Here is a 25,419-nt window from a genome sequence, read left to right as displayed (position 1 = left end):
AAAATCAATTTTAACATAAAAGACGGGCATGAAATCGGCAGAGTCTTTTATAAACATAAATCTTCTACTTTACTGAATGGTTCCCGCCATAATAAACAAAAAAACCGCAAGTTCATAAGAACTGGCGGTTTATACTTATAGAAAGTGTTCTATTTGATTACTTTCTTTGTGACAGTTTCTTTAGCAGTGCTTACACTCACCACATAAGTTCCTTTTGGATATGTTGAAAGATCAAGTTTTCCTTCCGTTGCATTCAGCTTAACGGCATTTTTCAGCAATTTGCCTGAAACATCAAATACTGAATATGAAAGTATTTTATCTCCTGATGTAATCGAGAATATACTTTTAGCGTCTGTTTGCGAAATATGTACTGAATTTGTTACCGAATTTTCATCCGTTGCAAGACTGACGCACTGGAACGAAGCATTCCAGCCGGCGTCATTTGTTGCTCCGTCAGAAACAAATTTCACGGTAATCGCACCCGTCGGATGTGTAGACTGAAAAGGACCGGGAATGGTGTTTCCGCTTAACTGGATTCCATTGGAAAATCTTGGAAAAGCAGTGCTTGGTCCGTCATAAACATCCATAAAATCAAAACCTGCTTCTGTATTAAACTGCGTAAACGTAAGTTTTAATTTATCACTTGGGTTGGCAGGAAAGAACGTCTTCGTCATATTTATATTATCGCCGTAATTTGCAGCGGTACCGCCAGGATCAGTAAAAGCTATTCCGGTACACCAGTTTGCGTCAGTAAGAAAAGTCTGCGAGTTGCTGTACGCCAGCGGACCGGAGCATTCATTTCCTACAGAAATCGTGTAATAAATTCCTGGGCTAAGATTTGTAAAATTTAATACTTTAGAAGAAGTCAATCCCGAGGCGATCACAGTTCCATCATTTGTGGTGAGTCGGTATTTCCAGCTGGTTGCGGTATTGTCAACAATGGTGGCAGTAGCGGAATTTGCAGTAACGTTTGAAACCGTTAATCCGGTGACTGTCACTGGGCAGATAGTAATACAGTTAGTTCCCAAACATGCCTTGGAATCTACGGTATTTCTGATTAAGGCTGCCGGTTGCGGCCCGAAACCGTTTGCGAAATTAATTCCTACTGAAGACACTAAATGACAGTAACTCATAATCGTTCCCCCTGTTCCGGTAGGAAGCGGTCCGGGAGGACATGTTCCGGTTCCGGGATCTCCGGATACCGGTCCGCAACCGTCGATCCTTGTATTATTCCCGTTCCAGGCACAGTCGTGCGTATGAGGTGATCCTAAATTATGCCCAATTTCGTGGGTCATTACTTCGATATTCCAGGAATAGGTGGGAACATTACTGAACGCTAAATTTACACCGCAATAGGAATGTCGAAAAGACGTACAAAGCGAGTTAACCCAGGCAATACTTGTACCCGCCGGATTTCTTAAAAGCTGAGCCACATCCCCATTAAATGTAGTGCGTTTCTCGGTAAACTGAGTTAATATTTCCCCGGCAGTTCCAGCATAAGGATCAGGAGTTGTCCATACAAAAACCTCGCTGAGAGCAACGGTAATTCCGTCGTTTGCAAATAAAGTGGCTACATTGTTGTGCATCGCGGTTACCCAGTTTACCGTTGCAGGAACACTGGAACCGTTTTGGGTGTAAGGTCCGAAACCCGCCTCATAATAAATCCTCACACAGTTCACGGTTTTCATCGCCGTCATTGTCTGAGGATTATAGGAAGGCTTTGTCAGCTTTTGGTTTTGAGTCAGTTCATCTGCAGAACATGAAAAAGGATTGGTGCCCTTAAGTTTCTGATCGTTGTATGAAACATAATCTTCAGCATTTTTTACTTTACCGATAACTATATTTCCCACATCTTTCACGGAGGTCACCCCTACTACATCATCATTAAAAAAACTGATCGCTACCAGAGATTCGTTGTCACCTTTTACAATTCCCTGATAATAAACTCCCGGCGTATAATTTATAGGGCCTTTTGAAGTATTGACCTTAAAATCCTGGGTAAGAAAGTTATTTTTTATCAGCTCCACCGTAATATTTTTCCCTTCAAACGGAAAACTCATTTCCAGTGCGTCAGGCTTTTCGGCAGTTACCCGCAGAATTTCCGATTTATTTAACTTCATTACAGTGATACCCTCAGCGGCATCTTGATACATATTTTGCTTCTGCTGGGACGGATCTGCAGTAAAAAAACTGTATTTAACAAACGTCTTATTCGCATTGTGCGAATTCTTAACCTTTTCAGCAACTGGCTTTAGATTTTGCGAAAAACCTATGAAGAAAAAAACCAAACTGAAACACAATTGGAAAATTTTTTTCACATATAAATTTGTGTTATTTAATATGCAAAAAAACTAAATATAATTTATATTTTACGTTAAAAAACTGATTTTAACAGAAACTTATGACAATGCCCATTTACAATTTTTATAACCAAAATCTTTTATCTTTGCACTAAATTTTTCAGATGCTTTATACCATTCTCAAAGCTGTTCACATCATTTTTATGGTCAGTTATTTCGCAGGTATTTTTTACCTGGTGCGGTTGTTTGTTTATTACAAAGACACCGACGGTTTTGATGAAAATAAAAAGCAGGTTCTTCGCGAACAATATGTGTTTATGGCCAGAAGACTTTGGAACATCATCACCGTTCCGGCAGGGGTTATCATGCTTTTGAGCGGGGTAACATTAATCATTCTGAATTCTGGATTAATGAAAATGCCATGGTTCCACCTGAAACTCACTTTACTTTTAGGACTCGGGATTTATCATTACTGGTGCTGGAAAAAAGTACTGCAGATGAAAAATCTTAACGGAAATATACTTCCCATCAAAAACATCAAACTCAGACAGGCCAATGAAATTGCAACTTTTATCCTGTTTCTGGTGGTGTTCACCGTCATTTTAAAATCAATGGTGATTGAATACTGGTGGCAATTAATCACAGGATTTTTCGTTCTGGTCTTTGTAATTCTGATGACTGTAAAACTGGTAAACAAAAACAAGAAATAAGCTTGAATATTATTGGGCGAATTTCCCACTTCAATCTTCATATTTGAATTTAATTATGATCGCAATATTTAAAAAGGAACTTTGGAGCTATTTCGGAAACTGGAGTGCATGGCTGATTATCGCTGCCTTCAGTCTCATAGGAACACTCTTTTTGTTTTTCTTCGAAAATGATTCAAACATTTTCGATATCGGGACGGCTTCCCTGCAAAGTTATTTTGTTCTTGTTCCGTGGCTGCTGATGTTTATTATTCCTGCTGTTTCGATGAAAACACTGGCGGAAGAGCAACAGTCCGGAACGCTGAACTGGCTTTTTTCGCAACCTGTAAAAATCTCTGAGATCGTTCTTGGAAAATTCCTTTCCGTTTGGCTGGTTGGGATTCTCTGTTTGCTGCCGTCGCTTGTTTATCTCTATACCGTTTACGTCTTGGGCGTTCCTGAAGGAAATATCGATTTGGGAGCTACTTTCGGAAGCTATTTTGGTTTAATAATTCTAACTGCCGCCTTCTCCGCGGTGGGAATTTTAGCTTCCTCGCTTTCCCAAAACCAGATCATGGCTTATCTGCTCGGCGTTTTCATGTGCTTTATCTTCTATTTTGGAATTGAGCAGCTCGCAAGTTATAAATTATTGGGCGGTGCCGATTATTTCCTCTCGACTCTTGGTTTTTATCAGCATTTTCTTGCATTCACGCGTGGTTTGATCGATACAAAAGATGTTTTCTATTTTCTTTTAGTGATTGCAGTGTCTCTGTTTTCAGCTAAAATTTTTGTGGAAAAGAAAAAGTAGCAGAAATTATTTTAGAAATTAAAAAATGAACAAAAAAAATATCATCTATATTATTCTTGCGGTCTTTTTATTAGCCGGTGTTTTCGGGATTTTTTCCAAACGTCTGGATCTGACTCAGGAAAAAAGATATACCCTTTCCGATTCGACAGTAAAAATTCTGGAATCTGTAAAAAAACCGCTCAAAGTAGACGTATATCTGGAAGGCGATTTTCCGGCAAGTTTCCGTCAGCTGCAGAACGAGACGAAATTCATGCTTGAGGAATTCAGAAAGATCAATCCTAAAATCGATTTCAGATTCATTGATCCCATAAAAACCAAAATGTCAAAAGATACATTGGCAGCGATGGGCATGCAGCCTTCTATCCTTCCTGATATGAAAGACGGCAAAATTTCGGAAATCGTAATGTTTCCTTTCGCCGCAATTAAATATGATTCTTATGGAGCGTCAATTCCTTTAATTATTAATCAAACCGGAATCGACGCATCCGAACAGCTTACCAGATCCATCGAAAATCTCGAATATAATTTTGCTTCAAATATTAAAGCAATTACCGAAGAGAAAAAGAAAAACATCGGAATTCTGATCAATCAGGATGAATTGGGTCCGGAGCAGTTTCAGGGCTTTATGGAAATGGCGCTCGAGAGTTATAATGCCGGTCCGATAATTCCCGGAAACCAGAAAGAACTTTCCTTAGCTGACGTCCCGAAACTGAAAAATATGGACGCCATTGTGATTGCCAAGCCCCGAAAAGCTTTTACTGAAAACGAAAAAGTAATCATGGACCAGTACATCATGAACGGCGGAAAAACCCTTTGGATGATTGATGCCGTGAACGCAGAAATGGACACCCTTTTTCAGTCGAAAAAAATCATGGCGTATCCGATGGACACTAATCTTACAGATTTCTTTTTCAACTACGGAATCCGGATAAATCCGGGATTGGTGAAAGACATGAAAAAATCTGCACTGATCAGAATTGTGTCCGGAGAAGTCGCTGGAAATCCGCAGTTCAGCAGTTTTCTCTGGCCCTATTTTCCACTCGGAATTGCGGAGACCAAAAACCCGATTACCAAAAATATCAATCCTGTGAAATTTGAATTTCCGACTTCGATTGATACGCTGGGACGAAAAAATATTAAAACCCGCGTACTTTTCGAATCGAGCGAAAGAACGAATGTGAAACAGGTCCCTAATTATGTTGCTTTGGGCGAAATCGTAAGTGCTGATTCTTTAAGCGAATTCGACAAACCTACTGCACCGAAAATATTCGCGGTAAGTTTAGAAGGAAGATTTACTTCAGCTTATGCGTCCAGAAGCGAAAAAAATACTTATCCGGGTTTTAAAGCACAAAGCAAGGATAATAAAATGATCGTTATTGCTGATGGTGATGTCGGGCGAAACCAGGTTTATAAAGGAAAACCACTTCCTTTAGGTGAGGATCTGCTTACAAAACAAACTTACGGGAACGAACAGTTTCTGAGAAACGCGCTGGATTTTCTTTTGGACGATTCCAATTTAATGGAACTGAGAAACAGAAATATCGAAGCCCGCCTCCTCGACAGGCAAAGAATTGATGAAGAAAAAACGAACTGGCAATGGATTAATTTACTTCTTCCGTTAGCCATTATCGGTTTGTTGGGCGCACTTTTCTTCTGGCTCCGAAAAAAGAAATTCGGGTAAATAATTTTAAAAGATAAAAAAAGGTTTCAAAATATTTTGAAACCTTTTCTTTTATACGTCTTTGATGAAATCTTCGTATTCGTAATAAAATCTTTCAAAGCCTTCCATTTTTTCTACAAAAAACTCGAAAATTTCCTGCCAGGTATTTTTATTGAAAATCGAAACATTTTCCTTAGTTACCCAAATTCTGGAGATCACCTTTCCGTTTTCCAAAGTGTAAAATTCATCTTTCATGAATTCACCTACCTCTTCTTTCAACAGATCCTCCAAAGACCAAATCTTCTCGTAGTAAGCATTACGGAAGAGCTCGTCTTTCATTTCGATATCAATGGAAACTTCTGCTTTTTTGTTATCTGCATAAAATTTAAAGGAAAAATCTTTTATTTTGGTATCATATAACAGCCATTTCCTCGGAAAACTTTTCCCGAAAGCGATCCAAAAATCTTTTTTAAGCTGCTGTGCCTCCTGCTTACTGAACATAGTGAAATTTTGTTTTGCGAACTTAAGGAATTTTTCAGTCTTTAGCCGACACTTTCTATCTCAGAAGGTTTTATTATTTTTACAACATGTTATCTAAAAAATCACAGTATGCTTTACGGGCCCTTTCCTATCTTGTTGCAAAACAGGAAGAAGGTCCTGTTCTGATTTCAGAAATTGCGGAAAAGAAAAAAATCCCAATTAAATTTCTCGAAAATATTCTACTCGAATTAAAAAAAGCAGAAATTCTTGACAGTAAAAAAGGGAAAGGCGGAGGTTATTTTTTCAATGCAAATCCAAAAGAAATTTCTCTTGCCAGAATCATACGTCTTGTCAACGGACCTATTGCAATGCTGCCGTGTGTAAGCCTTAATTTTTATGAAAACTGCATCAACTGCAATGAGAAGCATTGTGCATTACACGATGTTTTAATAGAAGCCCGTGACGCGACACTCGCGGTGCTGGAAAAAAAATCTCTTCTCGATTTGAAGGATTAGCTTTTTTTGATTTATTAGTCTACCAGTTTTGTAGATTAATAATTAAAAACTAAATTTGCCGGCAACATATCCCTATTTTATGCTTTCACAAGAAGATATTCTGTACATCGAAAATCTACCGGCTGAAGACAGTTTACGTCTCATTTCAGAAAAATTTTCTGAAGGCGCTGTTTTCTCCACATCTTTAGGACAGGAAGATCAGGTAATCACCGATATGATCTTCAGAAATCAGCTTCATATTAAAGTTTTCACTTTGGATACCGGAAGGCTTTTTTATGAACATTATGAACTGCTTTCACAAAACAACGCACGGTACAAAACCAAAACGGAAGTGTATTTTCCCGATGCGCAGGACGTCGAAAAATATGTGAACGAAAAAGGGATCAACGCGTTCTTTCATTCCGTAGAAAACAGAAAAGAATGCTGCTACATCCGAAAAGTAAAACCGCTGAACCGCGCTTTGGAAGGCGCCAAAATATGGATTACCGGTTTACGGAGCGAACAGTCGGAGAACCGGGAAAACATGAAAATGATTGAGTGGGACACTGAGAAAAAACTGTTCAAATTCAATCCGCTGATCCACTGGACTTATCAGGATGTTTTAGATTACATCAAAACCAATAATGTTCAGGACTTGCCTCTTCATAAAAAAGGATTTATCAGCGTAGGCTGTAAACCATGCACAAGAGCAATCACTGAGGGAGAAAATCCGAGAGCAGGCCGCTGGTTTTGGGAAGAATCCCAGAAAGAGTGCGGTCTACATTCAAAATAATTCCTACTATTTTCATCAAAATTCTTTAAAAGTACTCACCAACTTTTACAATCAATATGAGCAAATATAAATTAGACTATCTGGAACAGTTAGAAGCTGAAAGTATCTTCATCATGCGTGAAATTGCTGCCCAGTTCGAAAAACCTGCATTGCTTTTCAGTGGCGGTAAAGATTCCATAACCTTGGTACATCTCGCTAAAAAAGCATTTGCGCCGATGAAGATCCCTTTTCCGCTGGTTCATATTGATACGGGACATAATTTCACAGAAGCTTTACAGTACCGCGATAATTTAGCTAAAGAAATAGGCGCTGAACTCATCGTAAGAAAAGTGGAAGATACGATCCGCGAAAAGAAGCTCACCGAGCCGAAAGGTAAATTCGCATCCAGAAACTGGCTTCAGACTCATACGCTGCTCGACACGATTGATGAATTTAAGTTCGATGCCTGTATTGGCGGCGCAAGACGGGACGAAGAGAAAGCCAGAGCCAAAGAGCGTTTTTTTTCTGTCCGTGATGAATTCGGTCAGTGGGAACCTAAATTGCAACGACCTGAACTTTGGAACATCTACAACGGAAAAATTCACAAAGGAGAAAACGTAAGGGTTTTTCCAATCTCGAACTGGACAGAACTCGACGTATGGAATTACATCCGCAAAGAAAAAATTCAGCTTCCGTCCATTTATTTCGCACACCAGCGGGATGTAATTGAATACGAAGGCCAGCTAATTGCGGTTTCCGATTTTATTACCATTGATGAAAATGACACCATTGCAAATAAAAAAGTGCGTTACAGAACAGTTGGTGATATGACCTGCACTGCGGCGGTAGAAAGTAACGCAGAAACTTTAGATGAAGTGGTGAATGAAATTACAGCGTCCCGAATTTCTGAGCGGGGCGAAACCAGAATTGACGACAAAGTGACCGAAGCTGCAATGGAAGACCGAAAAAAAGGCGGCTACTTCTAACCGGAACAATCAGAAAACCTCATTCGTTCCCCCTAACTATTACTTTTTTAAAATGGATATATTAAGATTTATCACCGCCGGAAGTGTTGATGACGGAAAAAGCACTTTGATCGGAAGACTGCTATACGACAGCAAAAGTATATTGGTAGACCAGCTTGAAGCCCTGGAAAAGCAGTCGAAAAACAAAAATTCAGACGGGATTGATTTAGCCATTCTGACCGACGGATTGCGTGCGGAAAGAGAACAGGGAATTACGATTGATGTCGCTTACCGCTATTTTTCAACTCCGAACAGAAAATTTATCATTGCAGATGCTCCGGGACATGTCCAATATACCAGAAATATGATTACAGGCGCATCAAATTCCCAACTCATTATTATTTTGGTTGATGCGCGACAAGGCGTTATCGAGCAGACTAAGCGTCATTCAATCATTGCATCGCTGCTGAAGATGAAGCGCGTGGTAGTGGCGGTAAATAAAATGGATTTAGTGGATTATTCCGAAGAAGTTTTTAATAAAATCAGGAAAGATTACGCACAAGTAGCAGAAAACTTAGATCTTGAAAATGTCGAATACTTTCCTATTTCCGCTTTCAATGGCGACAATATCGTGGAAAGATCAGAAAAAATGCCGTGGTTTAAAGAGGAACCTCTTTTGGTGTTTCTCGAAAATATTGAAGTAAGCAATGATGTCGATTATGAAAATGCAAGATTTCAGGTTCAGTATGTCATCCGTCCCCAAACTGAAGAACTTCATGATTACCGGGGTTATGCAGGACAGATTATTTCAGGAACCTATAAAAAAGGCGACAGAATAACCATTCTTCCGGAGAATATAGAAACCACCATTTCTAAAGTGGAAACCGGCGGAACTGAAGTTGAGGAGGTATTCGCGATGCAGCCTGCAGTGATTCATTTAGAGGATGACATTGATGTAAGTCGCGGAGATTTTTTTGTGAAAACTGACCACCAGCCCAAAGTTGAAAATGAATTCGAAGCACTGGTTTGCTGGCTTGACAAAAAGGAATTTATCGAAGGAAACAAATATTTTCTGCAGCATAAAAGCAGAATCCTCAAAACTGTTGTTAAACAAATTGAATATAAAATTGATGTCAATACTTTGCAGCAGATACCTGTTACCGACTCCATAAAACTGAACGAAATTGTGAAGGTAAGACTGAAAACTGCATCACCGTTGGTTTTCGATGCGTTCGAAAAAAACAACGCCACAGGAAGTGCAGTTCTGGTCGACGAAACCAGCAATTCTACGGTTGGCGCTGTAATGCTTTTGTAGATTTTAAAAAGTTTAATTATAGTTTTCCCTTAGAACATCACAATAAATCTTTTTGATGCCGCCTGAAAGCAAAATACACAACAAATCACTGAGCGTTTTCCTGAACCTGGAAAACCTGAAAGTGCTTATTGTAGGCGGCGGAACTGAAGCTCTTGAAAGTCTTCAGTTACTTATTGAAAGTTTTCCAAAAACCGAAATCAGCCTGATTTTTGAAACTGTTTCAGAGGAAATCAAAAACTTCTCTGAAAAACAGGAAAACATCAGAGTACATGAAAGACGGTTCTTTGAAGATGATTTTTATAATGCGCACATCGCTATAATCACCGATTGCGGCGTCAGTTTTTACACCGAAATCATTGATATTGTCCAAAAGAAAAATGTGCTGATCAGCATCGCAAACAAACCGGAACTCAGTGATTTTCAACTTGAAAGTTTTATTTCGAAAACTAACGGCCCTTTGCAGGATGACCAGAAACTGAAATGGCAATATTCCAAAGAAGCGAAAAAATACAGAAGACTTGTTATTTACCTTTCGCTGGGTTTTGCCGCGTTTTTCCTCGGTATTGCCTTCGATAAATATTTTTCTTATGCCCAGGCGAAGGATTTTGTTTTTGAGATTCCCAAAGAATTTTACTGGATGCTTGCGATCGGATTTTTCGCGCAGATGGTGGACGGTGCTTTAGGAATGGGTTATGGTTTAACGAGTTCTACACTCATGTTGGGAATGGGTGTAAAACTTCCTTCCATTTCCGGCTCTATTCACACTGCAGAAATGTTTTCGAGCGCAATGAGCGGATATTCACACTATAAATACGGAAATGTAAATAAAAAAATGCTGCTCTATTTGGCTGTCCCAGGCATTATTGGCGCGGTCGCCGGCTCGCTGCTCCTTATTTATCTCGGCAACGAATATGAAGACCTTGCGAAAGGTTTAATGGCAACTTACACGCTGTTGATGGGCTATCGGATTACGCGGCTAGCATTCAGGAAAACCGTCATAAAAAAGAAAACAAACATGGGAAGACTTGGCTTTCTGGGAGGAATGATGGACGCTTTTGGCGGCGGCGGGTGGGGACCGATTGTCACTTCTACCCTTTTATCCAAAGGAAGAAAAACCAACTATGTGATCGGAACGGTAAGCATGTCGGAATTTTTCGTCACGCTGGCTGCAGCAATTGTCTTTTTTTCAAGTTTGGGTGTTTCAAATATTGAGATCATTTCGGGATTAATTATCGGCGGAGTTTTAGCAGCTCCCATTGCAGCGAGATTAGCAGGTAAAATGCCAAGAAAAACAGCGCTGATTTTTGTAGCCGCTCTGCTGATTATTTCAAGTGCTAGAAATCTTTATAAAATTTTCTTTTAAATAAAAAAACCTCCCAAACGGAAGGTTTTATATCATTTAAGTCTGACTGAATCAGATAACATTCAGTTCTTTTCCTACTTTTTCAAACGCGGCAATCGCTTTATCCAAATGTTCTTTGGTATGTGCCGCAGAAAGCTGAACCCGGATTCTGGCTTTTGCTTTCGGAACCACAGGATAGAAAAACCCGATGACATAAATTCCTTCATCCATAAGTTTTTCCGCCATTTTTTGGGCTAACGGAGCATCGTAAAGCATCACAGGAACAATCGCTGCATCACCATCAGGAATATCAAATCCTTTCGCTTTCATTTCGTTTCGGAAATATTCAGCGTTCTGCATCACCTGATCTCTCAGCGAAGTATCATCAGAAATCATATCCAGAACTTTCATCGCTGCGCCCACGATTCCCGGAGCAAGAGAATTCGAAAACAAGTACGGTCTGGAACGCTGTCTCAGCATATCAATGATTTCTTTCTTTCCGGACGTAAATCCACCTAAAGCACCGCCCAAAGCTTTTCCTAAAGTTGAGGTAATGAGATCCACTCTGCCCATTACTTCATTTGCTTCGTGAGTTCCGCGTCCCGTTTTTCCGATGAATCCAGTAGCGTGGGAATCGTCAACCATCACCAGGCAGTCGTATTTTTCCGCCAGATCGCAAACGCCTTTTAAATCGGCAACAATTCCGTCCATGGAGAAAACACCGTCTGTAACAATGATTCTGAAACGGTGATTTTTTTCAGAAGCTGCCTTCAGCTGAGCTTCCAAATCTTCCATATTATTGTTTTTGTAACGGTATCTTGCTGCCTTACACAAACGGACACCGTCAATAATTGAAGCGTGATTCAGTTCATCAGAAATAATGGCATCTTCTTCAGAAAATAAAGGTTCGAAAACCCCACCGTTCGCATCGAAACAGGCCGCATAAAGTATCGTGTCTTCCATACCCAAAAACGTCGAAATCTTAGCTTCCAGTTCTTTATGAATATCCTGAGTTCCACAGATAAAACGGACAGATGACATTCCGTAGCCGTGGCTTTCAATCATATCCTGGGAAGCTTTCATCACCTGAGGGTTATTTGAAAGTCCCAGATAATTATTGGCGCAGAAATTCAGCAGTTTTTTTCCGTTGGCTTCGATCTCCGCGGATTGTTGGGAGGTGATAATTCTTTCGGTTTTAAAAAGTCCTTCGTTTTTGATATTTTGTAACTCGTTCTGCAGGTTATCGAGATAATTTTTAGAAATCATAATTGAAATTTTTAGAAGTGCTAATTTAAGAAAAAAGCCTTCATTTCTGAAGGCTTTCTCTTTATTCTTTAATAAATTTGAGATTCTGACTGTCTATCTTAAGGAGGTAAGCACCCTTAGTAAGTGAATTTACATCGATCATCTGGCCGGCTGAATAGGTGCCGGTTTTAATCAGTTTGCCATCCAAACTGTAAATTTCATATTTCTGGTTTTTGGTAATTCCGGAAACTGAAAGCTGAGTGGAGACAGGATTTGGATATATCTTAATGACATCCTTATTTTTGGCATTCACGCCAAGAAAACCTGTATCTTTTGTTACAGTAGAATTTCTCTGGATGATTTGGTTTTCATAATTAAACTGAACAGACGCAACCGGAAAATTAACCTGATTAGAAAACACCTGATTATTCACTGTATTATTCAGAGCCAGATATGCAACCTCTCCGCCTGTCCCGTTTACCTTAATCGGTAAAGGCATTTCGAAGAAACTTACAGAAGGATGGCTTTGGGTTTGTGATACCTGAAATATTACGTTTTGATCTGCAGTTTGGTTCCAGCGGATCTGATAAGTTGGGTAACCCTGTCCGTAGATCCAGTCATTGAAAAATTCTGTAAAATCTTTACCTGTCGAGAGAAAAAGTGAATTTTTCAGATCTTCTGTCCTGGCATAGCTGTAAGCAAGATTGGGTCTCGCGTGGTAATCTTTAAGGGCCGAATAAAATGCATTTTCTCCGAGAATCCATTTTATCATCCGTACCACATATCCTCCTTTAGAATAAGTTAACCTGCCGCTAAAAATGGTGTTGATATTATTTAAATTTGCATCTGCAACGTAAACGCTGCCTCCAGTTGAACTTGTGATACTGTTCATTTCTCCTGCCAGATAACTCATAAACTGAGTATTAGTCATCAGTAATTTTTCATTCGCGACATGTTCTCCGAAGGTTGCAAAACCCTCGTTAAGCCAGATATCATTCCATGCACCGCAGGTAACTTTATCACCAAACCACTGGTGAGCCAGCTCGTGTGCAATAATTCCTCTGCTCCATGCTCCCATGGATGACATTGTAGCATGCTCCATGCCGCCGCCCCAGCCGAATTCCATATGTCCGTACTTCTCGTTTCTGTATGGATATGGTCCAAAAAACTGCTCAAAAGTATTCATCACCGTTTTGGTCCAGTCGATATTTGACATAATGGTACCGTTAGCAGCAGTAGCGGGATACACGTAATTTACGAACGGAAAAGGCGGTGTGCCCATGGTGTCATTAAATTTTGTGTAATTGGTGATACCAAGACCGATAAGATATGCAGGAATGGGATAATTGGTTTGCCAGAAAGTTAGTTTTTTTCCGCCGCTTATGAGGGTTTCCGAAAAGAGTTTTCCGTTGGCAGCTACATTATATTGGGAAGGTGTGGTAATTTTAAAATCAACTTTGTCAATCTTATCATTCATACTTTGTTTGGTTGGAAACCATTCCTGAGCTCCGTACGGTTCGGAAAGGGTAAACAGAACCGGAGTACCGCCCTGCGTCGATGTTGTAAAAGCATCTCCGGCACTCCCCACACTGGTTGGAACTCCTGAATATTTTACCGACAGCGAATCCAGCGTTGAAGATGCAATATTTGTGGGAAAATCAATTTTTAATTCTTTTGACGCCAGTTGCGTAAAATTTAGGTTGCTGCCGTGGTATTTTACTTCGGACACAGCAAGGCCGTCAGAAAGATCAAAGTATATACTTGAAATATTTTGGTTAGGAACAAAATGGCTGGTCACTGTGCCGCTTACAAACCGCTGCGCCGGATCCAGATCCAGTTCAAGTCTCTGATATTTTAGGTCGTAATTTAAGGTATTGGGATTCACATTGTATCCGATCATTTTCGAATATGTAGTGAGCTCGTTCTGCATCATACTTTTTCGGTCTGCCTCTTCATGTTTTTGGGAAAAAGCATGGCTAAAAACAAAAGAAAGAGCAATTACATAAAATTTTTTCATTCAGATTAATTTTTGGCTAAAGTTAAAAAAAACCTTTCAATAATTATTGAAAGGTTAAAAATTTTATGTTTTGTTTGAAGATTAAAGATTCAGCGCAGGTTCCAGAATCTGCTCCATTCTGCTTTTTACCTGATCTACGGATCCTGCATAATTATTAATCAGTAAAGAAAAAACCAATGTTTTGCCGGTATTTGTTTTCATATAACCCGCCAGAGTCTTTACTTTATTTAGAGTGCCTGTCTTAGCAAAAATCTGTCCGTTGCCGTTACCGTAAAACCATTTTTTCAAAGTTCCCGACTGACCGCCCACAGGCAGAGAATCAAAATATGTTTTATAATATTTTTCACCCATCAGATTCGTGAGGAATTTAGCCTGAGAAATAGGAGTAACAAGATTATTCCGGGAAAGTCCGCTTCCGTCAATATAGTTTAAACCGTTGGTATCAAAACCTACTGCATTTAAATGATCAGTGACAACTTTTCTACCCGATTCGAGTGTCTGGTCGCCATTTTTCTGAAATCCTACCATTCTCAATGTAGCCTCTGCCAGTGCATTATCACTGTGCTGATTGGTATAGAAAACAATTTCGGCTAAAGTTGGCGACTGATAAACGGTAATCATCTCTCTGTTTTCAGGATTTAGATCCGTAGTTTTAGTAATTACCTTTCCGGATACTGACAAACCGCTTTTCAGCATCGTTGCTCTCAGCGTATTGGCCAGATAAGCAGGCGCGTCAGGTAATTTAGTAGTTAAACCTGCACCTTCAAATTTATCAGCATATACCATCTGTTTGATATATGGCGAAATGTAATAGAAGTTTTTATTGTCTGCAAAAGGGTTCAGCTGTTTGGAGATCAGCTTTTCATTTTGTGGGTTAATGTCTAAAGTAGATCCTGCCGGCAGGTAATAATTTCCGTTTTCCAGCCAAACAATATTCTCAGGAAGTTTCTGGGTTTTATTGATCTTGAAAACCGCAGTCTGAATAATAATATCACCTTTCACTTTCTTAATTCCCTTATCTCCCATCGCTTTTACAAAATCAGCGATAATTTCACGGTAAGATGATGCTCCTGCTTTATTGGTTCCGAGAGAGGGATCGCCGCTTCCAACAATGTAAAGATTTCCCTGAAGATTTCCCTCTGCATCAATATTTCCCGAATATTCCAGCTGGGTATTCCAACGGAAATTTTCCCCCAGTAAATTCATTGCAGTTTCTGTCGTCAGAAGTTTTGTGGTAGAAGCCGGCACCAAAGAAGCATTCTCATTATACGAACTGACTACTTTTTTGGTTTTCGGGTCATAGATCACAAAACCCCATGATGCGTTACGCAGAACCGGATCATTCATCATTGAATTAAGATTAATGTCCACCAGTTCTTTTGGAGACATTAATTTTTCCGGCGAGCCGGAATTGGAGGAATGATTGTCGTAAGATTGAGGATAATTAGAAGAAGCGAATGTGCCCTGTCCGAATGCAAGCGACGAAAACGCAAGCGCAGAGCCGATAAATATATTTTTAAGTTGAATCATTTAATTTTACTGTTTGATTATCTGAGTAACTCTTTGTTAAGTTGAAGTATGAAATGCAAAACATAATTTCAACGGTCAAAAATATAAATTATTGCTGACGTACCGTGTTTTCACCCTAATAAAACGCCGTTAATTTTGTTAAATTTAGTTAAAAATCGACAAAAGTCATCTTTTTAATGCTCTGATATGCAGTTATTTCGTCAAATTCTTCGAAACTTTTCAGAACCAGCTGTTTAAATTCTGCATATTTTTTGCCGCGCGGAAGTTTAAGTAAAATTTGGTACTGATACATTAAATTCAGTTTCCCGATTGGTGACTTTTCAGGGCCAAGAATGCATTCTTCGGGTAAATATTTTCGCAGAATAGAACCCATAAACTGAGAAGCACGGTTTACTTTGTCTTCTTTGCGGTGTTTCAGCTCAATCATAATGAGCTTTACATAAGGCGGATAGTGGAATTTTTTCCTCTCCTCCAGAAAATGATCATAAATTTTAGCAGGATTATTTTCTTTGATTAGCTGAAAGACAGAATGTTGCGGATTGTAAGTCTGAATCAGCACTTTACCTTCACCGGAAATTCTTCCTGCTCTGCCCGAAACTTGTGTGATGAGCTGAAAAGCCCTTTCTTCCGCACGGAAATCCTGAACATACAGCATTGAATCGGCTCTCGGAATCGCGACCAGTTCAATATTATCGAAATCCAGACCTTTGGAAATCATTTGGGTTCCTACCACGATATCGGTTTCGCCTTCTTCAATTTTCTCGTATAATTTTTCGTAGGCAAACTTTTTCCGCATCGAATCGACGTCCATTCTGTCAACCTCTGAATCAGGGAAAAGCCGCGAAACTTCCTCGTGAATCTGCTCTACGCCAACGCCGCGTTCATTAAGATTTTCAGAATGACATTTTGGGCAGACCTTGGGCTTTGAAGCTTTTTGCCCGCAATAATGACATTTCATCTCATTCGAATATTTATGGTAAGTCATTACCACATCACAATTTGAACAGTAATTGACGTAGCCGCAGCTTTCACATTCAATCACATTAGCGTAGCCTCGGCGGTTGTGAAGAATCATGGTCTGTTTCTTCCTTTCCAGCTCCCGCTTCATTTCATCTATCAGTTTTAAAGAAAAATTCCCCATTACTTTTTTGGAATCCTGTTCTTCTTTAAAATTGATCAGTTCAAATTCTGGAAGCTTTACATTTCCGAAGCGTTCGCCAAGGAAAACATATTTCAGTTTGTCTTTCTGCGCCAGATAAAAAGACTCCACGGACGGCGTTGCTGACCCTAAAATCACATGTGCATGATAAAATTTTGCCAAAAGCTGCGACGCATCTTTCGCATTGAAAAATGGGGAAACTTCTCTCGGTTTGTAAGCAGAATCATGTTCTTCATCCACCACAATCAGTCCTAAATTCAGGAAAGGAAGAAACAGCGCATTACGGGTTCCGATAAGTATTTTGAGGTTATTGTTCTTCACATTTCTCCATACTTCCACTTTCTCAAAATCGGTAAGTTTCTGGTGATAAAAGCCAAGCTGTTTGCCGTATTTTTTTTCTAAACGCTGAACAATTTGTTTCGTAAGTGAAATTTCGGGAAGAAGAAATATGACGTTTTTCCCGGCAGCAATTGTTTCTTCAATTTTCTCTAAATAAATATGTGTTTTGCCTGAAGAAGTGACGCCGTGCAGCAGAACATTCTTTCCTGATTCAAACGCTTCGTCAATTTCTTTTCCGGACAGAAGCTGAGCATCCGTGAGTTTTTCAATATTCTCTATCTCGCCTTCATAAGTTTCCAGACGGTCTTTCTGAATAAAATACTCGTAAACCAGATTTTTTTCTGCCAGAGATTTCAATTGAGCATGTGCAAAATTGCCTTCTTCAAAAAAGTCTGATTTTTTTACAGGGTTTTCAGGATTTTCGGTATGTTTTTCAAGAAGTAAAAGGAAGAATTCCTGCTGTTTTGGAGAACGTTTAAGTTCCAGAAGTATTTCCGGAAGTTTTCTTTTACCTAATTCCTCTTCATTTATTTTTAAATATGCTACTTCTTTCGCTCTGTATTTTTCCGCAATTTTTTCATCAATTTCAATGTACTGCAAATCGATGAGTGAATTGATGGTTTTTACAATTTCTTTTTTGGGAATAAATGCTTCGATCTCCGTTACATTAATGAGCTGCCGAACTTCCAATGCCTGAATAAGATACATTTCGTTGACATCCAGATTCTGAAAATCAACAGTCACATTCGGTTTTAATTTTAGATACGTCTCACTTTCCAGTTTTAAGGAAGACGGAAACGCAAAGCGGTAAATTTCACCCAAATTACACAGGTAATATTCGGAAAGCCACTGCCAGAAACGGATCTGTTCTTTCGGTAAGATCGGAAAATCATCCAGAATATTAATAATTTCTTTCGGGACAAAAGTTTCAGGATCGTTGCGGTGAATTTCAATGACAATTCCTGTATAAATTTTCTTTCCGCGGAAAGATACCAAAACCCGCATTCCGGGTTCAATAATCCCAAGTAATTCATCCGGAACTTTGTAGGTAAAAGTTCCTTTAAGGTTAAGCGGTAAAATAATCTGGGCGAATGTCAAGTTTGAAATTTGGGGATTTAAGTTAAATCAGAATCTCTCGGATCCGTTTTCATGGACAAATTTAATGAAAAAAATACAGCGTTGATAAGTAACTCTTGGTCCGTAAAAATTTTGCTGTGAATACCAACTAAAAGGATGATTTTAAAAACAAAAACGGGCAAAAGCCCGTTTATTTATATTATTGTCTGAAAAAAAACCCAAACTGCTTGCCCGTTCTTATAGAACCTGCCTTTACTTTTTTCTTCTTTTCAGTTCTTTATCAATCAGTCCAAGTTCTCTGCCGGTTTGGCCGGCAACTGAAGTATTTTCCTGGGCCCGTCTTGTAAGGTAAGGTACAACATCCTTCACCGGACCATAAGGAAGATACTTGCAGACATTGTATTTTTCTGCACCGAGATAATAAGTAATATTATCGCTCATTCCGTAAAGCTGTCCAAAATAAATCTGATGATGATCGTGAGGTAAACCCATCGCTTTCATTTTATCCATAACCAGTTCGGTAGATTTTTCGTTGTGGGTACCGAAAAATGCGGAAACAACGTCTAAATTGTTCAACACAAAATCAATCGCTGCATTATAGTTGTCGTCAGAAGCCTGCTTGGTTGGCTGAATCGGATCAGGATAATTCATCGCTGCTGCGCGTTCCCTTTCTTTTTCCATATACGCTCCGCGGACAAATTTATAGCCCAGGAAATAGTTTTTCGCTTTTGCTCTTTCTAAATCTTTCGCGAGATACTCCAATCTGCCAGTTCGGTACATCTGAATGGTATTCCAAACAATGGCTTTTTCTCTGTTGAATTTTTCCATCATTTCGTTCACCAGATCATCGGTCGCATCCTGCATCCAGCTGTCTTCGGCATCAATCATCAATACTACATTTCTGTCAAATGCCATCTTACAAACTTCCTCATATCTTCTCACTACTCTAGCCCATTCCTCTTTTTGGGAAGCCGTCAGTTCAACCTTTTTTCCTACTTCTTCATAAATTTCAATCCGTCCGAAACCGGTTGGTTTAAAAACCACAAACGGGATCGCCGGATTTCCTTCAGCAAATTTGATGTTTTGCTTAATTTCTTCACAGGTATCGTCAAAAACACTTTCTTCGGCTTTACCTTCAATTGCATAATCGAAAATACTTCCGACGTGATGTTTAAACATCTGCTTTACCACTTTCATGCTTTCCTCGCGGGTTTCGCCGCCACAAAACTGCTCAAACAAAGTTTGTTTAACCACTCCGGTCACAAAAGGAAAATTTTTCTCTACGGTAAAATTAAGTACAGAAATTCCCAATTTTGTTACAACCGGCTGCTCAATGGCTTTGAACATCCAGTATGCTTTTCTGAGTTGTGAATCGGATTTGTCGGCGAACGCAATTTGGGTATTGTTGAAAATGCTCATGGGTAATTTTAAATTAAGCAAATTTAACGATACTATATGAATTGAAAAAACGAATTTATAGTTTAATTTTGTGACAAATTTCATGATATGATTACAGTTTTAGACCAGAATTTTTCTCAGCTCAACATTTTTATAGAAGGGCTAAAACCTTCTCAACTTTTTATTCTGGTTGATGAACATACACATGAATATTGTCTTCCCGCGCTTTTGGGCAATCTGGAAACCGAAATCCCTTTCGAAATTATTGAAATTGAAGCCGGAGAAGAACTCAAAACCATTGAAACCGCGACCCAGCTTTGGGAAATACTCTCCGAATTTAAAGCTGACAGAAAATCTTTGATGATCAACCTTGGAGGCGGTGTGATTACCGATCTGGGTGGTTTTGTAGCTTCCACTTATAAAAGAGGTATTAAATTCATCAATCTTCCGACGACACTTTTAGGAATGTGCGACGCTTCCATTGGAGGTAAAACGGGCATTGATCATCAGTTTCTTAAAAACGTGATCGGGACTTTTGCCGAACCTGAACAGATTTTTGTTTACCCGGATTTTTTGCTGACTTTACCTTTTGAAGAACTTAGAAGTGGTTTTGCGGAAATGCTGAAGCACGGATTAATTGCGGACGGAAAACACTGGAGCGATTTAATTTCTATAGAACATCTGACGCCGGAAGATATTTTCCAATTCATCGAAACTTCAATGAAGATCAAACAGAAAGTGGTGGAAATGGATTTTAGGGAACAGAATATCCGGAAAACTTTAAATTTCGGACACACGATCGGGCACGCACTTGAAAGTTTATTTCTCCAGAGAAACCAACAGATTCCGCACGGTGAAGCGGTTGCACTGGGAATGATCTGCGAAACCAGGCTTTCATTTCTTGAGAACTTAATCAGCGAAGAGACTTCAAATGAAATCATCAGAAACATCAGAAAATTCTATCCTTATATACCGATCTATAGTTTTGCAACCGCCGATATCATTGGTCTGATGAAGAATGATAAAAAAAATACGGACGGAAATATCAGTTTTTCCCTGATTAATAAAATTGGCAGCTGTAAGTTTGACTGCTCAGTTCCTGAACAGAATATCGTTTCCACATTAGATTTTTACCAGAATTTAGCTTAATCCCAATAATTCAGAGCTATTCAAAGCATAATACTGATTATTTTTTCTCCATTTTCTTTCGTATATTTTTTGATTTTAATTAATTGAAAATCAATTTTTTATACATATTTAATTTTAAACTGCTGTTTAGTTTTTCTTTAAATTAATTGATTTTGGCACAGCGTTTGTCACCTCCTTCATGTAAAACGAATTTAAAAACGTGAATTTGACAAGGCTTTTTAAATAAAACAAATTTTAGCAATACAATTTTTTTTAGCCCAATAGCCATTATCAAATTCACAAAAAAATTAATTAAAATTTAATATTATGAAAAAGTTATTTTTAGGTGCAGCAGTTGCAATGAGTTCATTGACATTCGCACAACAGTTTGGTATTAAAGCAGGGATGAACGTATCTTCACTTTCTAACGATTCATCACTAAGTGATCAGCAATCAAAAATCGGATTTAATGCAGGTGTATTTATGAATGCTCCTTTAGCAGAAAACTTCAGCATTCAGCCAGAGCTTATCTATACTCAGTATGGTGCAAAAGGTACTTATAATGCGGATGTTGTAACTCCAAACGGAGTACAGAATCAGAAATTTTCTTCTGCAACTCATTTAGATTACATCGCATTGCCAGTAATGTTCCAATACAACGCAACTCCAAGTTTCTATTTAGAAGCAGGTCCTGAATTTGGATTATCTGTAAGTGCAAAAGACAAAGTGAAAAACGAAACAACTGGAGAAACTCTAGCAGAATCTGATAACTACAAAGACAGCATCAACGGATTTAATTTCGGTGTTGGTTTAGGTGCAGGTTACTATTTTACTCCTAATGTAGGCTTAACTGCAAGATATGTAGCAGGTCTTACTGATATCGCTAAAGACAGACCAAGCGGATCTGATTCAGTGAAAAACAATGTATTCCAAGTAGGATTGGCTTACAAATTCTAAGACTCACACACTTATTACATTCATATAAAAAAGGTTGGGAAATTATTCCCAACCTTTTTATTTTATTCATCTGTATAATCAGGACTCGGACCTGCGGGTACCGGGTACACTTCCGTAAAACAGCCAAAACAGTGGCTAGAACTTCCCAAAATAACTTTGAGATTATCCATACTTAAAAATTCCAGTGAATCTACGCCAAGATAATCCCTTAATTCCTCAACTGTCATATTTGCGGAGATTAAATCTTTTTTTGAAGGTGTATCAATTCCCAGATAGCACGGTGCAATAATGGGCGGTGAAACACTTCGGAAATGAATTTCTTTGACTCCGGCTTCTTTCAGAATTTTAACCAAACGTTTCGAAGTTGTTCCCCGAACAATGGAATCATCGATGATCACTACCCTTTTCCCTTTTATTTCTGAAACAATCGGATTAAGTTTTAAGTTGACAATTCTTTCCCTCATTTCCTGAGTCGGGACAATAAAACTTCTGCCGATATAACGGTTTTTAATCAGAACCGGCCGGAAAGGAATGCCTGACGCAATGGAAAAACCAATCGCCGCCGGAACTCCAGAATCGGGAACACCAATTACAATATCAGCTTCCACAGGAGCCTGCTCCCAGATTTTCATACCGGATTTTTCGCGGATTTCATGAACATTGATTCCTTCCAAAGTGGAATCGGGTCTGGCAAAATAAATATATTCGAAAGCGCAGATCCTGTTTTCGCAGTTTTCTTTAACTAAAAACGATTTCAGGCCTTTTTCATTTTCACTGGTATAGACAATTTCTCCGGGCAAAATGTCTCTCACATATTGTGCACCTACCGCGTCTAAAGCAACAGATTCTGAAGCCGCGACAAAAGTTTTTTCATCAATTGCTCCTAAAACCAAAGGACGGATTCCGTGAAAATCGCGGAAAGCAAAAAATTTATTTCTCGTCATTCCAACCACTGAATATGCACCTTCAATTTTTTCCATGGTTGCTTTAATGGCGCCTCTTAAGCCTAAATCCAGGTTTTTCTGAATCAGCCTTAAGATCACTTCCGAATCCGAAGTTGCTTTGAAAACCACACCTTCTGCCTCCAGTTCTTTTTTGAGTTCGTCAGCATTGGTTAAATTTCCGTTATGTGCGATGGACAGGATAATCTGATCATACTCATTCTTCGCAAAAAATGGCTGGAAATTGTACTTCTTCTTGTCACCTGCGGTCGTATATCTGGTATGCCCGATTGCTGAATTTCCCATAAAAGTTTCTGGTTCGCGGATGTTTTTATAAACATCAAGCACCAAACCTTCATCTTTAATATTGAAAATCTTTCCGTTTTTCATCACAGAAATTCCGCAAGCTTCCTGGCCGCGGTGCTGCAGTGCAAAAAGGCCGAACTGGGAAAGCGAAAATGTATCCAGATCAGTATCGGAATACATCCCGAAAATCCCGCATTCTTCCGACGGAGCATCAAAAACGTCTTCTGTTTTCAGCAGATTTCTTCCGTATGTTCTTTCTTTAAACTGGTTTAAATAATCATCTCTGTGTCGTTGTAAATCTTTCATTTTTTACTTTTCTCCAAAAAAATTATTTGTTCAAAACTTTTTTCAATCTTTCGTAGATCTCAACATAAGCTTCGGTAACTCCGCCCAAATCCCTTCTGAAACGGTCTTTATCGAGTTTTTTCATGGTATCTTTATCCCAAAGCCTGCAGGTATCAGGAGAAATTTCGTCAGCCAGAATAATTTGTCCGTCGGAGGTTTTCCCTAATTCTATTTTGAAATCAACGAGTATGATATTCATTTTATCGAAGAGATCGATCAGGATATCATTGATATCGGAAGTAAGCTCGTACATTTCATCAAGCTCATCATAAGTCGCAGCGCCAAGAAAAACCGCGTGATGATCGTTGATTAACGGATCACCCAGTTCATCTTTTTTGTAGCAGATATCGAAGATGGTTACCGGCGATTTAATGCCTTCCTCAACTCCAAGTCTTTGAGCCATACTTCCGGCGGAGTAATTTCTGACCACCATTTCTAACGGAATAATATGTACTTTTTTCACCAGCTGCTCTCTTTCATCGATTTTTTTAATGAAATGAGTTGGAATTCCTTTTTCATTTAAATATTCGAAAATCAGCGTTGTAATGGCGTTATTCATTTCTCCTTTCAAATCTACACTTCCTTTTTTCTGTGCGTTGAAAGCGGTTGCATCATCTTTGAAACGTACAATCACTTCATCCGGATGATCCGTTTCGAAGACCTGTTTTGCTTTTCCTTCATAAAGCATTGCTCCTTTTGTCATTTTTACTTTTTATTTGATTTTATTTTTATTCTTTTCACTTAAATTTTAACTAAAATTCCTGTTATCACAGCAATTCCAAAACTCAGTAATGTTCCTATCAAAACGTATTCTGTGAGTTTACGCTGCTTCGCTTCTGCCAAATCGCTGAATCTGAAAACCGATTTCGCGGCAATCATAAAACCCACGCCTTCCCAATGGTTTACAACGATAAACACAAAAACCAAAAGCCGTTCTAAAATACCGATATATTTACCTGCGTTGACGAGAGATTCAGTCTGTAATTTGCTGTGTTCAACAGTAACCGGCGTCCAGATCGAGATTAAAGTTTTAATTAATATTGAAGAAGGAACGGTTAAGAATACAGCGGCAGTAAGCAGTTTTAAATTTTCCGGATTGAAGAAATCTTCCCATCTGAAATAAGGAAAATAAATCACTGATAATACTGATATTACGGCAACATGCAGCAGCTGATCCACAAAAAACCACGTTCTTTTTGTTTTGTGATTTTGAAAGCTGAGTTTGATCCAGTCGATTAGAAAATGCGTCACGCCAATAATCACGGCGATCCACCAAAGGTTTAAATCCCACAAAAAAACGAAAGAAAAAACGGTATGAACCAGCACGTGGAGATATAAATAAATACTTCCGGCTTTTTTTCTCTCTTTATCAGCAACCCATGAATTTGGCTGGAGAAGAAAATCTCCCAATAGATGCGCTAATATGAGGGGAATAAAAATCATTACAGTTCTGTTATTTTTTTTCTGAAATATAGATCTGTTTCGTGAATAAGATCATAATTGGATCGTTTAACTCTTTGACTGACCGATGATTGGGTAATATTAAAATCTTTCGCCAGTTCATCCTGAGTGAGTTCAGAGTTGGTGAGCAACCGGTGAATTATTTCTGCCGTTGCTACGGTCCAGTTATCAAAATCGATGGAAGCCCATTTAAAAAGGATATTGAGATCGCGGTTCACTTTATCGTTTTCGGTTTTAATCGCCAAAGTTTTTCCTTCTGCTTTGATATCGTTTAAAAGTCTTCCGGAATTAACATACGCTGAACCGTTTGATTCGGTTATTTTTTCAGATAAAAAAACTTCGTTTCCTATTCCGATTGCCAGTCTAACGTCTAAATTTTCAAAAGTTCTGATTAAAGATTTAATGACTAAACATTTCCGAAAAACCTCATCAACACAACATTTAACCTGAAACTCATCTCCGCGGTACACTTCCCAGTTTTCCGGTGTTGCTGACCAGCTTCCTAAAAGATTTTTCAGTTTAGGAAGCCACAGTTCAGAATCATTTTTTTGAGAATTGATAATATCCCCGGTTATAATGGCAATCATTTTACAAATATAAGCAATTATACTTATAAACTAAAAATATAAGTTAAAAAGCTAATATATTCGGTTTATAAGGAAATACACTTATAAATCAGATTATTATTTAAAAA

At 38.8% G+C, this 25,419-nt stretch carries 21 protein-coding genes; 10 read left to right on the top strand and 11 right to left on the bottom strand.

What is annotated here, in order from left to right:
* Positions 1-149: 149 nt before the first annotated feature.
* Positions 150-2,153: a M12 family metallo-peptidase gene (locus KSK37_RS01480; RefSeq protein WP_246566152.1), complete on the bottom strand. Its 2,004-nt coding sequence runs from the start codon at positions 2,151-2,153 to the stop codon at positions 150-152.
* Between the two features lie 311 nt (positions 2,154-2,464).
* Between KSK37_RS01480 and KSK37_RS01475 the strand changes: the two genes are divergently transcribed.
* From KSK37_RS01475 to gldG, 3 genes are read left to right on the top strand one after another with little or no spacing between them, the layout of a single operon-like run.
* The gene (locus tag KSK37_RS01475) at positions 2,465-3,010 is read left to right on the top strand and encodes a CopD family protein (protein ID WP_217199020.1); all 546 of its coding nucleotides are present in this window, start codon (positions 2,465-2,467) and stop codon (positions 3,008-3,010) included.
* Between the two features lie 55 nt (positions 3,011-3,065).
* Positions 3,066-3,794 (top strand): ABC transporter permease, encoded by a 729-nt coding sequence (locus KSK37_RS01470; protein ID WP_217199017.1) that lies wholly within the window; start codon positions 3,066-3,068, stop codon positions 3,792-3,794.
* Positions 3,795-3,819: 25 nt separating this feature from the next.
* The gene (gene gldG, locus KSK37_RS01465) at positions 3,820-5,475 is read left to right on the top strand and encodes a gliding motility-associated ABC transporter substrate-binding protein GldG (protein ID WP_217199015.1); all 1,656 of its coding nucleotides are present in this window, start codon (positions 3,820-3,822) and stop codon (positions 5,473-5,475) included.
* A 51-nt stretch (positions 5,476-5,526) separates the two neighbouring features.
* Here the strand turns inward: gldG and KSK37_RS01460 are convergent, their stop codons facing one another.
* Positions 5,527-5,955, bottom strand: coding sequence for a DUF4268 domain-containing protein (locus KSK37_RS01460; protein WP_217199014.1), 429 nt, complete (start codon positions 5,953-5,955; stop codon positions 5,527-5,529).
* Positions 5,956-6,041: 86 nt separating this feature from the next.
* Here KSK37_RS01460 and KSK37_RS01455 point away from each other — a divergent pair, with 86 nt between their 5' ends.
* The 5 genes from KSK37_RS01455 (at position 6,042) to KSK37_RS01435 (ending at position 10,843) form a co-directional block, all read left to right on the top strand.
* Positions 6,042-6,449, top strand: a complete 408-nt coding sequence (locus KSK37_RS01455; RefSeq protein ID WP_088358237.1) for an RrF2 family transcriptional regulator — start codon at positions 6,042-6,044, stop codon at positions 6,447-6,449.
* 79 nt (positions 6,450-6,528) lie between these two features.
* Positions 6,529-7,221, top strand: a complete 693-nt coding sequence (locus KSK37_RS01450) for a phosphoadenylyl-sulfate reductase (protein WP_217199013.1) — start codon at positions 6,529-6,531, stop codon at positions 7,219-7,221.
* Between the two features lie 56 nt (positions 7,222-7,277).
* A complete protein-coding gene (cysD, locus tag KSK37_RS01445; protein ID WP_217199012.1) occupies positions 7,278-8,186 on the top strand; it encodes a sulfate adenylyltransferase subunit CysD in 909 nt (302 codons plus the stop codon).
* A gap of 52 nt (positions 8,187-8,238) precedes the next feature.
* Positions 8,239-9,480: a sulfate adenylyltransferase subunit 1 gene (locus KSK37_RS01440; RefSeq protein WP_217199010.1), complete on the top strand. Its 1,242-nt coding sequence runs from the start codon at positions 8,239-8,241 to the stop codon at positions 9,478-9,480.
* Positions 9,481-9,535: 55 nt separating this feature from the next.
* Entirely contained in the window at positions 9,536-10,843 is a 1,308-nt protein-coding gene (locus KSK37_RS01435; RefSeq protein WP_217199008.1) for a TSUP family transporter, read from the top strand.
* Between the two features lie 51 nt (positions 10,844-10,894).
* On the opposite strand, the gene kbl is transcribed toward KSK37_RS01435, so the two are convergent.
* The 5 genes from kbl to KSK37_RS01410 all read right to left on the bottom strand — a co-directional run bounded on the left by kbl (position 10,895) and on the right by KSK37_RS01410 (position 19,608).
* The gene (kbl, locus tag KSK37_RS01430) at positions 10,895-12,088 is read right to left on the bottom strand and encodes a glycine C-acetyltransferase (protein ID WP_217199006.1); all 1,194 of its coding nucleotides are present in this window, start codon (positions 12,086-12,088) and stop codon (positions 10,895-10,897) included.
* Positions 12,089-12,149: 61 nt separating this feature from the next.
* The gene (locus KSK37_RS01425; RefSeq protein ID WP_217199005.1) at positions 12,150-14,084 is read right to left on the bottom strand and encodes a M1 family metallopeptidase; all 1,935 of its coding nucleotides are present in this window, start codon (positions 14,082-14,084) and stop codon (positions 12,150-12,152) included.
* A gap of 81 nt (positions 14,085-14,165) precedes the next feature.
* On the bottom strand, positions 14,166-15,614 hold the full coding sequence (gene dacB / locus KSK37_RS01420; protein WP_088358247.1) for a D-alanyl-D-alanine carboxypeptidase/D-alanyl-D-alanine endopeptidase: 1,449 nt from the start codon (positions 15,612-15,614) through the stop codon (positions 14,166-14,168).
* Between the two features lie 148 nt (positions 15,615-15,762).
* Positions 15,763-18,210, bottom strand: a complete 2,448-nt coding sequence (gene priA, locus KSK37_RS01415; RefSeq protein ID WP_217199004.1) for a replication restart helicase PriA — start codon at positions 18,208-18,210, stop codon at positions 15,763-15,765.
* A gap of 231 nt (positions 18,211-18,441) precedes the next feature.
* Positions 18,442-19,608: a proline dehydrogenase family protein gene (locus KSK37_RS01410; protein ID WP_217199003.1), complete on the bottom strand. Its 1,167-nt coding sequence runs from the start codon at positions 19,606-19,608 to the stop codon at positions 18,442-18,444.
* An 87-nt stretch (positions 19,609-19,695) separates the two neighbouring features.
* Between KSK37_RS01410 and aroB the strand changes: the two genes are divergently transcribed.
* Positions 19,696-20,736, top strand: a complete 1,041-nt coding sequence (aroB, locus tag KSK37_RS01405) for a 3-dehydroquinate synthase (protein ID WP_217199001.1) — start codon at positions 19,696-19,698, stop codon at positions 20,734-20,736.
* A 306-nt stretch (positions 20,737-21,042) separates the two neighbouring features.
* The gene (locus KSK37_RS01400; RefSeq protein ID WP_217198998.1) at positions 21,043-21,672 is read left to right on the top strand and encodes a porin family protein; all 630 of its coding nucleotides are present in this window, start codon (positions 21,043-21,045) and stop codon (positions 21,670-21,672) included.
* A gap of 62 nt (positions 21,673-21,734) precedes the next feature.
* Here the strand turns inward: KSK37_RS01400 and purF are convergent, their stop codons facing one another.
* From purF to KSK37_RS01380, 4 genes are read right to left on the bottom strand one after another with little or no spacing between them, the layout of a single operon-like run.
* Positions 21,735-23,225 carry an amidophosphoribosyltransferase gene (gene purF, locus KSK37_RS01395; RefSeq protein WP_217198996.1) on the bottom strand — a complete coding sequence of 497 codons (1,491 nt, stop codon included), beginning with the start codon at positions 23,223-23,225 and terminating at the stop codon, positions 21,735-21,737.
* A 22-nt stretch (positions 23,226-23,247) separates the two neighbouring features.
* Positions 23,248-23,967: a phosphoribosylaminoimidazolesuccinocarboxamide synthase gene (gene purC, locus KSK37_RS01390; RefSeq protein ID WP_088358259.1), complete on the bottom strand. Its 720-nt coding sequence runs from the start codon at positions 23,965-23,967 to the stop codon at positions 23,248-23,250.
* Positions 23,968-24,005: 38 nt separating this feature from the next.
* Positions 24,006-24,707, bottom strand: coding sequence for a DUF3307 domain-containing protein (locus KSK37_RS01385; RefSeq protein WP_217198994.1), 702 nt, complete (start codon positions 24,705-24,707; stop codon positions 24,006-24,008).
* Positions 24,707-25,312, bottom strand: coding sequence for a SatD family protein (locus tag KSK37_RS01380; RefSeq protein WP_217198992.1), 606 nt, complete (start codon positions 25,310-25,312; stop codon positions 24,707-24,709). The genes KSK37_RS01385 and KSK37_RS01380 overlap by 1 nt, the downstream gene beginning before the upstream one ends.
* Positions 25,313-25,419: the final 107 nt, after the last annotated feature.

It is taken from the genome of Kaistella soli (genome assembly GCF_019038595.1).
In the GTDB taxonomy this organism is placed as follows: domain Bacteria; phylum Bacteroidota; class Bacteroidia; order Flavobacteriales; family Weeksellaceae; genus Kaistella; species Kaistella soli.
Note: the sequence above shows the minus strand (reverse complement) of the source record. Positions and strands in the feature narration are given on the sequence as shown.